Origin of the sequence: Arcticibacter eurypsychrophilus, from assembly GCF_001730525.1 — a bacterium.
Lineage (GTDB): Bacteria > Bacteroidota > Bacteroidia > Sphingobacteriales > Sphingobacteriaceae > Arcticibacter > Arcticibacter eurypsychrophilus.
Window position 1 is genome coordinate 19,136 of sequence record NZ_MDFN01000043.1, and the last position, 11,210, is coordinate 30,345.

The following is an 11,210-nucleotide window of genomic DNA, read 5'->3' on the forward strand; positions in this document are numbered from 1 at the left end:
CCGTCTACGGTAACTTTGAGGTAGATATACATTAGTCCACCATCGTAATTTCGTGGATGCTTTAAAAAAAACATTAATCCTAAACTTTTTTCTAGCATAACGATAGATTTTTAAGTGAATAAATATCGAAATGCAGCGGTAAAAAGTCAAGATGTTCAGTGGTATAAAATGTTGAAAATCAGACAATTAAATTACCTAAATTGCGTCTTTTTTTGGCCAAAAAAAGACGCAATAAATGTCGCTGATTCTATTTGCGAATTCGTGTATATTTTGGTTATCTCAGGGCAACAAAAAAGCCTGTAAATGTATGATTTACAGGCTTTTGGTGTTATTTGATTAATCAATCTGCGGTGAGGGAGGGATTCGAACCCTCGGTACCGTTGCCAGTACGACAGTTTAGCAAACTGTTCCTTTCGGCCACTCAGGCACCTCACCCCTCTTTTCAGGACTGCAAATATAGTAATTCAACCTACTCTTCAAAAATAATTTAGCATTTAAACCTGCTTTAAATGTCTTTTTAAATTAGCTAGTCAAGAGTAAGCTGAAAACTAGACTGTTAGTTCCATGCAAAATGAAAATATTTTTTTAAACTTGATAATCTATCCGCACATGATAGATGCTCATCAGCATATTCTTAAAAATTGAACGAATAGTTGCGATGTCTTTAAGCGTAATATTACAATTATTCAGCTGTCCTTGTTCCAATTTATAATCAATAATGCGATCAACTAATGCGCTGATCGTATCCTTATTGGGCTCTTTTAAACTTCTTGACGCCGCCTCTGTTGAATCAGCCAGCATTAAAACACCTGTTTCTTTTGAAAAGGGTATCGGTCCGGGATAGCGGAATATATTTTCGTCAACAAATTGCTCAGGAAAGTTTTTCAGGAAAGACTGGTAGAAATAATCCATGCGCGTATTACCATGATGCGTCTTGATAAAGTCTATAACTATTTCGGGTAAATGATTCTTTCGTGCCAGTTCAACTCCTTTATTAACATGCCTGATAATGATTTGGGCACTTGCTTCATATGATAATTTATCATGTGGGTTAACTGCACCATTCTGATTTTCTATAAAATACTGCGGGTTCTCCATTTTGCCTATATCGTGATATAAGGCTCCTGCCCGAACAAGGAGTGCATTTCCTCCTACATTAAAAATTGCCGCTTCTGCTAAATTAGCTACCTGAAGGGAATGCTGAAATGTACCAGGTGCTTTAAATGACAATTCCCGAAGTAAGCGGGAATTGGTGTTAGTAATCTCCATCAGCGTAACTTCAGATGTAAGTCCAAAGACCTTTTCAAATGCATATATGAGTGGATAAGCCAACAGTGAAAGCAAAACGCTAAACACAAAAGGTAAAAAGCTAACCAATTCGATGTTCGTTAATGTGCCATTATTTCTGATCAGCGAAATGCCTAAGTAGGCTACTATGTAATTACATAGAATTAAAACAGCAGAAATAAGCAGCTGTTCCCGCTTGATCAAATTCTTAATACTGTATATGGCTACCATTCCAGCAGTGACTTGTAAAAAAGCAAATTCAAAGCTATTGGGCACAAAAAAACCGGCAACCAAAACGACCAACAGATGAATATTAAGGGCAAGCCGAGTGTCAAAAAGTATGCGTATTATAATTGGCACAATACAATAGGGTATGTAATAAAGATTCGGAATCTTCAGGCTGATCGCCCATGAAAGACATACCAACATCATGGTAATAACAACTAAAATCAGGGACATCTTCCGGTTATCATCATAGATATCCTTGCGAAACAGCCTAAGAAAAATCATCAGCAAGGCTACTATCAATCCACCTAGCAAGAGCTGCCCTATAAAAATCGATCTTCTATTGCCACTAAAATGACGCTCTTCTTCAAATGTGTTTTTTAACGATTCGAGCTTTTGATAGATTTCCTGACTGATAACAGAACCATTTGCAATAATAAGCTCGCCTTGCTGCACCATGCCTCTTGTTGGAGAAAGATTTTTAAGCGCTTCAGACTCCACCTTCTCGCTAAGATGCTCGTCGTAAATATAGGTTTGCTGGATATGATCTTTAATTAATTTACTTAACCAAACCTTATTTTTAATGGCATTTGCTTCATGAACCTGACTATCAATATAATCCTCAGCAGTTTCGAGAGTAAATACACCAATCGTATTCACTTCAGTTGCATCATTATCAGTGAGTAAAGTAAAATTATAATTCTGACTTGAGCGCTGAAATTTCTTGATATGGGTCATGATGCCCTTTTGATATACCGCAGCTAAAATTCGAACACCAACGTCCTGATAAGTATTTTTGAGTTTTTCCTCTTCTTTTGAGTTATCCCATTTAACATCAAAGTCGCCTATAAAAGCTTGAAATTCATTCTTAAAAATATCCGGACGATTATGATAAACAGGGAGTACAGATTTATAAACCTCCTCTTTGTCCTGCTCTATCTCATCGAAGGTTTTTTCAACAGCAAAGCTGTAAGGAGATATTAAGTCCTTGTTCATCCATACTTTACCCTTTTCGTATTCGTATTTAAACCGGGCGTGTTTAGGCAAAACCAGTGTAACAACCAATACACAAAGCACCATCATGATATACTTCAGATTGGAGCCGTATTTTCTATATAATAAGAGATGGTATTTTTTTTTTAATTTCGCCACTAGGTTCTTTTATCTGTTCAAAAATAAGCAAGTTTTATTAATTCTGGATGTATATGAATGGATTGGCTTTAGAGAGATATGATTAAAAAAATTTTTTTGTTATTATATATAATTAGGTTAGGTCATGTAGGTATGGCTCAGAAGGCGGATATCGAACCACAAGACGTAAAGATCCGTGAATACCAGGATACAATTACAGCACTTGCATTTACCGTTATAAACGATCCGGATGAGGCAGAACGTTATAATGCTAATTTTAAAATGGTGCGAACTTTTGTTAAAGCCTTAAAAACACCAAATTCATTTCACTTTAATTTTGACTCTTTAAAATCAATAACGATACAGAAATCGCCGGATAATAATTTCCGCCTGTTTACCTGGCATGTGCTAAACAGTAATGGCACCTATCGTTATTACGGCGCTATACAAATGAATACCAATGCTTCTCTTAAGCTACTGCCTCTTTTAGACTTTACCACGGGGATCAAATCGCCACAGGATACGATATTAAACAATGAGAAATGGTTTGGCGCACAGTATTATAAAATCATTCCTGTTATTAAAGATGTAAAAACACCTTATTACATTCTGTTAGGATGGAAAGGAAACACAGCAAAGTCAACGCAAAAAGTTATTGAAGTACTCTATTTTAAAGAGGGAAAAGCATTTTTCGGAATGCCTGTTTTCGATGGCAGTAAAACATATCAGGGCAAGAATCGGATAATTTTCGAATACAATAGATCTGCTTCGATGCTACTTAATTACGAATTGAAGGAAAACAGAATTGTATTTGACCATCTGGCTCCACCTGATATTGAAATGAAAGATAACTTTGCTTTATATGGTCCTGACTTATCATACGATGGATTTAAGCTAATAAAAGGCAGATTGAGCTTTTTGAATAATATTCGATTAACAAATCCAGACTCAGATATAGATAAATTGTACATTGACCCTAAAAATTCCCAAAAGGAAATCATAAATAAAGTCAGATAAACACAGTTTTGTAATTATTTAAAAAAAATACTGATATTTGAGGCCTTTCCCCCTATTCAATGACAACAAAACATCTCATTTGTTCAATCTTCTTATAACTTCATGAAGAGATTACATATTTTATCAGTCCCTTCCAGACTATTTGAAGTTTTAAAACAGGCAAACAAGCCTCTTGAACAAGCCTATATTTCAACAAAAGGCTTTTATGATGGATCAACACTTGAAAATATGTTGAGCAGGCAAGCAGATTTAACACACATGAACTTATAATCATACGAATGGATACCATCAATATCGCAGAAAACCCAAATCTGCCAGCAAAGGGACACCCAAAAGGTCTCTATCTACTTTTTACTACTGAAATGTGGGAGCGCTTCAATTTTTATGGCATGCGGGCGCTGTTAACTCTTTTTTTAGTAAATTCTCTTGCATTTCGCGAATCTGAAGCCTCCGTTATTTATGGTGGATTTTTAGGTTTATGTTACCTGACACCAATGTTAGGAGGATTCATATCCGACCGTTTCCTTGGAAATCGCAATTGTATTCTCCTTGGGGGTATAGTAATGGGTATTGGGCAGTTATTCCTATTTTTTAGTGCAAGTACATTTGAGACTAATTTTGATCTGTCCAAAACAGCTATGTATATCGCACTGGGAACTATCATTTTAGGTAATGGCTTTTTTAAGCCAAATATATCTTCCATGGTAGGTCAGTTATATACAAAAGGAGACTCGCGTTTGGATTCTGCTTTTACTATATTTTACATGGGTATTAATATGGGTGCATTTCTAGGAATGTATATTTGTCCATTATTAGGAGATGTGGTTTTGGATGATGGTACACGTATTGTAACTGCATTCAAATGGGGATTTCTTGCCGCATCTATGGCAATGTTCTTTGGATCAGCCTTGTTTTATTTCTTAAAAGAAAAATACGTTGTAGGACCCACAGGCAATGCAATTGGAGCTAAACCTTCTTTAAATATCACCAAAGGATCAGAAGAAGTTTTAAAAGCTCAATTTTCAAATACAGCAATTTACTGTTCAATAGCCGCCTTTTTTATATTAGTATTTTTCTTTCGCTTTGCAGTTGATCAAAACTGGATCTATTCTTTCATCTACGGAAGTGGAATCACATTGGCAGGATTTATTATATCTGACACCTCTCTTTCAAAAATGGAAAGAGATCGAATTATGGCCTTATATATACTGGCATTTTTCGTTATGTTTTTTTGGGCCTGTTTCGAACAAGCCGGATCATCGCTAACTTTTATAGCTGATTATCAAACAGACAGACGTTTATTCGGATGGAATATGCCCCCTTCATTTGTACAAAATGCAAACTCTATCTTTATTATTGTATTTGCGTTGCCTTTCAGCTGGTTATGGTTATATCTTCAAAAAAGAAATCTGGAACCAATCTCTCCTGTAAAGCAGTCTTTTGGCCTTTTGTTATTGGCTGTAGGGTTTTTAATCATGGCATTTCAGGTTAAGGGTCTTGGAACAACAGAAAAAATCGGCGTATCCTGGTTAATCTTGATGTACTTATTTCACACATTAGGAGAACTTTGTTTGTCGCCGATAGGATTGTCACTGGTATCTAAGCTAGCTCCTCTACGTTTTTCATCCCTTTTAATGGGAGTTTGGTTTATTGCTAATGCAGCTGGTTACGCCTTAGCAGGTACACTAGGAGCAGCGCTTCCACCGACAGGAGATAAATATACCATGGCTCAGGGTATAGGGATTAATCTTCAGGCAGTGCTTGATAAAACAATTATCCCAACAGCAGCTCAATTATCCAAATTAAATGAACTTCGTATTCCAATAGAATATCCTATGTTTGCAGGGTTTGTTATTCATAATTTATTCGAATTCTTCATGCTTTTCGTTATTTTACCAGGTGTGGCCGCAGTACTTCTGTTTCTGTTATCCGGAGTCTTGAAAAAGCTGATGCATGAAGTTCGTTAATTAAATACTATATCTGTGTTAGCTGATAGCTTAGTTATAATTCCAACGTACAACGAGAAGGAAAATATCGAGATGATTATTCGCGCGGTATTTTCCTTATCCATTCCATTCAATGTCCTCATCGTAGATGACGGTTCGCCTGATGGTACAGCTGATATTGTAAAACATCTTCAAGGTGAATATTCAGGAAAGCTTTATATTGAGGAGCGAAATGGAAAACAAGGACTAGGTTCTGCTTATATACACGGCTTTAAGTGGGCTTTAAACCATCAGTTTGAATATATATTCGAGATGGATGCCGATTTTTCACACAATCCTCTTGATTTGATTCGTTTACGCACCGCTTGTTTACAAGGAGCTGATTTAGCGATAGGATCGCGTTATGTAACTGGAGTAAACGTAGTAAACTGGCCAATGAGCAGAGTGCTTATGTCTTACTTTGCATCGGTTTATGTTCGTTTTATTACAGGTATAAACATCCATGACGCCACAGCGGGTTTTAAATGTTACCGCCGAAAAGTATTAGAAAAGATCAACATGAACAAAATTAAGTTTGTAGGTTATGCATTTCAGATTGAAATGAAATTTACAGCTATTAATCATGGCTTCAAGGTCGTTGAAATACCCATTATTTTCACAGATCGTACGGAGGGTACATCAAAAATGAGCACAAGAATATTCAGAGAAGCCTTTCTAGGAGTAATTCAAATGAAGATAATCAGTTGGTTTAGAAAATATAATTAATGCTCTGAAACTCTCAAGTCAGGAGACCCTATATATAATAACATGAGGACGTTCAGGAAATACTACGTTCTAATTGATGTGAATTGCGAGAAACAATACGCCAACAATTAAGAAGAGGCTTCTAAAATTCATTTTACTAGCTAACGGTATTTATAAGGACAAGATTTAATTAGCTAACGATATTGTGGTTATTCTGTTTAATCACATAAGGTTCAACATGTATAATTGCCCCTTTAATATGGCTATTACTTTTCATCAATTTATCTTTAACCATGTGGGCAATTGTATGGCCATCTGAAACAGTTAGATCCGCATTAACAAGAATATGAAGATCTATAAAATAATCAAATCCCATCTTGCGAACATAACATTTCTCTATTGCTGAAACATCCTTCACCTTTTGGGCTATATTTTTAACCTGATTAACAATTTCATTTGAAGGTGCGCTATCCATTATTTCATCGAATGCAGGTTTGAGAATGTTGTAAGCATTATAAACTATCAAGAAAGAAGCTATTAATGCCGCCCAATCATCAGCCACTTCAAATCCTTTACCACCAAATATTGCAATCACAATTCCAATAAAAGCAGCAACTGAAGTAATTGCATCACTCCTATGATGGAATGCATCTGCCTTTACAGCTTGACTATTAAGTTCCTTGCCTACCTTCAATACATATTTAAACAGTGCTTCTTTAATACCAATAACTAGTATAAGAATCCATAGCGTAAATACTCTCGGACCTTCATGGGGTGTATTAATAAAATGAATAGCATTAAATCCGATCCATACGGCTGCAACGACCAGAAACAAAGAGATGAGTATAGCAGCCAAAGGTTCAGCCTTCCCATGACCATAAGGGTGCCTTTCGTCAGCGGGCTTGAGTGAGTATCGTAATCCAACCCATAATAGTAATGAACTTATTATATCAGCTCCAGTTTCAGTGGCATCAGCTATCAGTGCATAAGAATGTCCAAAGTGACCACCCGCTGCTTTAACGAAAACTAAAATAATACTGACCACTATTCCTAGTTGTGTGGTTCGTATTGCTTTTACAGAGGGATCTAAATTAATATCCTTCATCATGGCATATGTTTATTCACAAAAGTAAACGTTAATTGAAGATAACTCGTATTTGAATATAATTTTAGGGTCAATAACTCTAATTTATTCAGTTGGCAGATTCTAACTTTTTATGATCACTCCCGATGTTTTTATAATAATCAAGTATTTACCACTCTAAGATTGCGTAATATCACACAAACGAAATCCTTGAAAACATGTTGTTAGTTGTATTATCATATACCTATGAAAAATATGCTCTGAGAGGGATAAAGTATTCACTATCCCTTATTATCCGGAATACTTAATTGTGTTCTGGATTTTTTATGTTACATTTTTAAATTTCTATATTATTTGCTCGAAACAAGAAGACAGTATTTGTGTTAAAACCATGTTGAAATAAAGCAGCGTTCGGGGGAACGCAAAACGGCCTCTAGAGTTAATAGAGGCCGTTTGTGGATGCTTTAAATTCCTTTAAACGAAGTATAGTACACCCAACTGGATTCGAACCAGTGACCGACGGTTTAGAAAACCGTTGCTCTATCCAACTGAGCTATGGGTGCCTTTGGTGGGTGCAAATATAGAGAATCTTTAAATTATCTAGCAAGAAAAGTTAAAGATTCTCTAATCAATTATGGAACAACCGATTAATACCGTTATAAACTCAATTCCGCATAATATTTATAAAATAATGGAATAGTTTCAATGCCTTTATAGTAATTGGCAAGATCAAATTTCTCATTTGGAGAGTGCAAATTATCGCTATCCAATCCAAAACCCATTAAAACGGTTTTAATTCCTAATACTTCTTCGAACAAAGCAACTATAGGAATACTTCCACCACCCCTTGTTGGAATAGGTTTTTTCCCAAATGCTTCTTCGATTGCTTTTTCGGCAGCTTTATACGCCACGCTATCTGTAGGAGTAACAACAGGTTCTCCACCGTGATGAGCTTTAACATTTACTTTCACATAATCAGGTGCTATGTTATTAAAATGCTTGGTAAACAATTCAGTGATTCTATCCGAATGTTGATTTGGTACCAGACGCATAGAGATTTTTGCACTGGCTTTTGAAGGAAGAACTGTTTTTGCGCCTTCTCCGATATATCCACCCCAGATACCATTTACTTCAAGGGTTGGCCTAATTCCTGTTCTCTCAATAGTAGAATAACCTTGTTCTCCCCAAAGGGCATCAACACCCAAATCTTTTTTATATTCATCTTCATTATATGGCGCGTTATTTAAACTAGCACGCTCATCATCGGTAAGACTCAATACATCGTCATAAAAGCCAGGAATCGTTACATGATTATTTTTGTCATGCAAAGAGGCAATTAACTGACATAATATAGTCGCTGGATTAGCTACAGCACCGCCATAAACACCAGAGTGAAGATCCCGATTTGGCCCGGTTACTTCTACTTCAAGATAGGATAGTCCCCTAAGGCCAGTTTCCAAAGAAGGATTCTCTAAACTTATCATAGAGGTGTCTGATATTAATACGACATCAGCCTTCAGCCGTTCAGCATTCTCTTTCACGAAAACGCCTAAGTTACTTGAACCAACTTCTTCCTCCCCTTCAATCATGAATTTTATATTACAAGGAAGCGAGTTCGAATTAATCATAAGCTCGAAAGCCTTAACATGCATATAAAACTGCCCCTTATCATCACATGCTCCACGGGCAAATAACTTTCCATCCCTAATTACTGGTTCAAAAGGTGATGTTTTCCAAACTTCCAATGGGTCTGCAGGTTGTACATCATAATGCCCGTAAACCAGAACAGTTGGTTTTGATGAGTCAATTATTTTTTCGCCATAGACAATTGGATATCCCGCAGTAGGACATACTTCGACATGATCTGCTCCTGCATCTTTTAACTTTTCAGCTACAAATTCTGCTGTTTTTAAAACATCATTTTTATATTGAGGATCTGCACTAATTGATGGAAATTTAAGCAATTCTACCAATTCATTTAAGAATCGTTGCTTATTCTCTTCAACATATTGTTTAATATTTTGCATGCTCTTATAATTTTGTGCAAATATACTTAAGCGCAGGGAAACTCTAATGAAATTGTAGGTTATTTAAAGGGCTGCTTAATCCCAGCCGCCCATGTTTTTCGTTGCTCCGCCCATTACTGCCTTTTCTGCTTTTACTGATGGGGTCGCACTTTCTTCTTTCTTACACGATACCATTCCTACGGTCAACATGGCGATTACAATTACTAACTTTTTCATTTTGTTCTGTTTTATCGGGTTTCTATTATTTGTCTGTTTGTTCAATTGGTTCTGCTGATCCGGTATTAATCCCAGCCGCCCATGTTTTTCGTTGCTCCGCCCATTACTGCCTTTTCTGCTTTTACTGATGGGGTCGCACTTTCTTCTTTCTTACACGATACCATTCCTACGGTCAACATGGCGATTACAATTACTAACTTTTTCATTTTGTTCTGTTTTATCGGGTTTCTATTATTTGTCTGTTTGTTCAATTGGTTCTGCTGATCCGGTATTAATCCCAGCCGCCCATGTTTTTCGTTGCTCCGCCCATTACTGCCTTTTCTGCTTTTACTGATGGGGTCGCACTTTCTTCTTTCTTACACGATACCATTCCTACGGTCAACATGGCGATTACAATTACTAACTTTTTCATTTTGTTCTGTTTTATCGGGTTTCTATTATTTGTCTGTTTCATTGATTCTGATAACATTTTCGTATTTACGAAAGGGGTACCAATTGCTTTTTCGATTTATCCTTGAATTACTCAATATTTATACACATAATAACACAGTATTTTCTAATATTGCTGTATATTCCGTTGAATATTGTAAAAGGTTCAAGTTTATATTATGACTTAATGTGAAAGCGCGCTGTGCATTAATATGCAATTAACTCACAAACAACAACATATGTTCTACACACTAAAAAAACTATATAGATTTAAAGAATATAACCGCAATTATTTTGACCCTGCATATTTAACACATTCTTTATGCAAACCGATAAACAATCTTTACACATAATTATACGGATCAATTTTAAAATATGCATATTATTGTTGTCCGGTAAAAGAAAAAAGGTTGGCGCAAGCGCCAACCAGTTAATTTACCTTTGAAGTTACTACACTACCAAAGTCAAAGTAACTATGGGTAAAAATACAAATTTTAGCGGACAACAATAATATGCATATTTTAAAATTGATCCGTATAATTATGTGTAAAGATTGTTTATCGGTTTGCATAAAGAATGTGTTAAATATGCAGGGTCAAAATAATTGCGGTTATATTCTTTAAATCTATATAGTTTTTTTAGTGTGTAGAACATATGTTGTTGTTTGTGAGTTAATTGCATATTAATGCACAGCGCGCTTTCACATTAAGTCATAATATAAACTTGAACCTTTTACAATATTCAACGGAATATACAGCAATATTAGAAAATACTGTGTTATTATGTGTATAAATATTGAGTAATTCAAGGATAAATCGAAAAAGCAATTGGTACCCCTTTCGTAAATACGAAAATGTTATCAGAATCAATGAAACAGACAAATAATAGAAACCCGATAAAACAGAACAAAATGAAAAAGTTAGTAATTGTAATCGCCATGTTGACCGTAGGAATGGTATCGTGTAAGAAAGAAGAAAGTGCGACCCCATCAGTAAAAGCAGAAAAGGCAGTAATGGGCGGAGCAACGAAAAACATGGGCGGCTGGGATTAAGCAGCCCTTTAAATAAGGCATCAAAGCGCATACCATCATTAAAGCGAGCGAAA

11 protein-coding genes and 2 tRNA genes are annotated in these 11,210 nt (G+C 35.9%); 5 read left to right on the forward strand and 8 right to left on the reverse strand.

The window, feature by feature from the left end; all coding sequences use genetic code 11:
- Nucleotides 1-348 precede the first annotated feature (348 nt).
- Together BFL47_RS18035 and BFL47_RS18040 are read right to left on the reverse strand one after the other, a co-directional pair.
- Nucleotides 349-435 (reverse strand) — tRNA-Ser (locus BFL47_RS18035).
- Between the two features lie 150 nt (nt 436-585).
- Entirely contained in the window at nt 586-2,592 is a 2,007-nt protein-coding gene (locus BFL47_RS18040) for an HD family phosphohydrolase (RefSeq protein ID WP_170827353.1), read from the reverse strand.
- Between the two features lie 168 nt (nt 2,593-2,760).
- Between BFL47_RS18040 and BFL47_RS18045 the strand changes: the two genes are divergently transcribed.
- From BFL47_RS18045 to BFL47_RS18055, 4 genes are all read left to right on the forward strand, one after another.
- Nucleotides 2,761-3,660 carry a hypothetical protein gene (locus BFL47_RS18045; protein ID WP_139125870.1) on the forward strand — a complete coding sequence of 300 codons (900 nt, stop codon included), beginning with the start codon at nt 2,761-2,763 and terminating at the stop codon, nt 3,658-3,660.
- Between the two features lie 102 nt (nt 3,661-3,762).
- Nucleotides 3,763-3,930, forward strand: coding sequence for a hypothetical protein (locus BFL47_RS19865; protein ID WP_170827351.1), 168 nt, complete (start codon nt 3,763-3,765; stop codon nt 3,928-3,930).
- A gap of 8 nt (nt 3,931-3,938) precedes the next feature.
- A complete protein-coding gene (locus BFL47_RS18050; protein ID WP_069661202.1) occupies nt 3,939-5,627 on the forward strand; it encodes a peptide MFS transporter in 1,689 nt (562 codons plus the stop codon).
- A 15-nt stretch (nt 5,628-5,642) separates the two neighbouring features.
- Nucleotides 5,643-6,371, forward strand: coding sequence for a polyprenol monophosphomannose synthase (locus BFL47_RS18055; protein ID WP_083257269.1), 729 nt, complete (start codon nt 5,643-5,645; stop codon nt 6,369-6,371).
- Between the two features lie 169 nt (nt 6,372-6,540).
- Here BFL47_RS18055 and BFL47_RS18060 read toward each other — a convergent pair whose 3' ends face one another.
- From BFL47_RS18060 to BFL47_RS19880, 6 genes are all read right to left on the reverse strand, one after another.
- On the reverse strand, nt 6,541-7,458 hold the full coding sequence (locus BFL47_RS18060) for a cation diffusion facilitator family transporter (RefSeq protein WP_245681406.1): 918 nt from the start codon (nt 7,456-7,458) through the stop codon (nt 6,541-6,543).
- Between the two features lie 465 nt (nt 7,459-7,923).
- Nucleotides 7,924-7,997 (reverse strand) — tRNA-Arg (locus BFL47_RS18065).
- A 93-nt stretch (nt 7,998-8,090) separates the two neighbouring features.
- The gene (locus BFL47_RS18070) at nt 8,091-9,461 is read right to left on the reverse strand and encodes a dipeptidase (RefSeq protein WP_069661204.1); all 1,371 of its coding nucleotides are present in this window, start codon (nt 9,459-9,461) and stop codon (nt 8,091-8,093) included.
- Nucleotides 9,462-9,536: 75 nt separating this feature from the next.
- Entirely contained in the window at nt 9,537-9,677 is a 141-nt protein-coding gene (locus BFL47_RS19870; protein WP_170827352.1) for a hypothetical protein, read from the reverse strand.
- 65 nt (nt 9,678-9,742) lie between these two features.
- The gene (locus BFL47_RS19875; RefSeq protein ID WP_170827352.1) at nt 9,743-9,883 is read right to left on the reverse strand and encodes a hypothetical protein; all 141 of its coding nucleotides are present in this window, start codon (nt 9,881-9,883) and stop codon (nt 9,743-9,745) included.
- 65 nt (nt 9,884-9,948) lie between these two features.
- Entirely contained in the window at nt 9,949-10,089 is a 141-nt protein-coding gene (locus tag BFL47_RS19880; RefSeq protein ID WP_170827352.1) for a hypothetical protein, read from the reverse strand.
- Nucleotides 10,090-11,016: 927 nt separating this feature from the next.
- Here BFL47_RS19880 and BFL47_RS19885 point away from each other — a divergent pair.
- Complete coding sequence (locus BFL47_RS19885) at nt 11,017-11,157, forward strand: hypothetical protein (protein WP_170827352.1); 141 nt, start codon at nt 11,017-11,019, stop codon at nt 11,155-11,157.
- Nucleotides 11,158-11,210 lie beyond the last annotated feature (53 nt).

Coding starts and splice junctions, on each gene's coding strand:
- BFL47_RS18040 (WP_170827353.1), bottom strand. CDS start 2,592: ATGGTGCTTTGTGTATTGGTTGTTACACTGGTTTTGCCTAAACACGCC.
- BFL47_RS19865 (WP_170827351.1), top strand. CDS start 3,763: ATGAAGAGATTACATATTTTATCAGTCCCTTCCAGACTATTTGAAGTT.
- BFL47_RS18050 (WP_069661202.1), top strand. CDS start 3,939: ATGGATACCATCAATATCGCAGAAAACCCAAATCTGCCAGCAAAGGGA.
- BFL47_RS18060 (WP_245681406.1), bottom strand. CDS start 7,458: ATGATGAAGGATATTAATTTAGATCCCTCTGTAAAAGCAATACGAACC.
- BFL47_RS18070 (WP_069661204.1), bottom strand. CDS start 9,461: ATGCAAAATATTAAACAATATGTTGAAGAGAATAAGCAACGATTCTTA.
- BFL47_RS19870 (WP_170827352.1), bottom strand. CDS start 9,677: ATGAAAAAGTTAGTAATTGTAATCGCCATGTTGACCGTAGGAATGGTA.
- BFL47_RS19875 (WP_170827352.1), bottom strand. CDS start 9,883: ATGAAAAAGTTAGTAATTGTAATCGCCATGTTGACCGTAGGAATGGTA.
- BFL47_RS19880 (WP_170827352.1), bottom strand. CDS start 10,089: ATGAAAAAGTTAGTAATTGTAATCGCCATGTTGACCGTAGGAATGGTA.
- BFL47_RS19885 (WP_170827352.1), top strand. CDS start 11,017: ATGAAAAAGTTAGTAATTGTAATCGCCATGTTGACCGTAGGAATGGTA.